Annotated in this window: 1 rRNA gene; it reads right to left on the bottom strand. The window is 49.1% G+C overall.

The annotated features are described in order from the left end of the window. Positions 1 to 687 (bottom strand): 16S ribosomal RNA (locus ACFQLX_RS25710); the annotation flags it as partial.

Raw genomic sequence — 687 nt, 5'->3', positions numbered from 1 at the left:
ATCGTCTTCGATCCCCTAACTTTCGTTCCCTGATTAATGAAAACATCCTTGGCGAATGCTTTCGCAGTAGTTAGTCTTCAGCAAATCCAAGAATTTCACCTCTGACAGCTGAATACTGACGCCCCCGACTATCCCTATTAATCATTACGGCGGTCCTAGAAACCAACAAAATAGAACCGCACGTCCTATTCTATTATTCCATGCTAATGTATTCGAGCAAAGGCCTGCTTTGAACACTCTAATTTTTTCACAGTAAAAGTCCTGGTTCCCCCCACAGCCAGTGAAGGCCATGAGGTTCCCCAGAAGGAAAGGTCCAGCCGGACCAGTACTCGCGGTGAGGCGGACCGGCCAGCCAGGCCCAAGGTTCAACTACGAGCTTTTTAACCACAACAACTTTAATATACGCTATTGGAGCTGGAATTACCGCGGCTGCTGGCACCAGACTTGCCCTCCAATTGTTCCTCGTTAAGGGATTTAGATTGTACTCATTCCAATTACGAGACCCAAAAGAGCCCCGTATCAGTATTTATTGTCACTACCTCCCCGTGTCGGGATTGGGTAATTTGCGCGCCTGCTGCCTTCCTTGGATGTGGTAGCCGTTTCTCAGGCTCCCTCTCCGGAATCGAACCCTAATTCCCCGTTACCCGTTGCCACCATGGTAGGCCACTATCCTACCATCGAAAGTTG

Origin of the sequence: Streptomyces polyrhachis (assembly GCF_042663125.1) — a bacterium.
GTDB lineage: Bacteria > Actinomycetota > Actinomycetes > Streptomycetales > Streptomycetaceae > Streptomyces > Streptomyces polyrhachii.
This window is presented reverse-complemented; position numbering and strand designations above follow the sequence as displayed.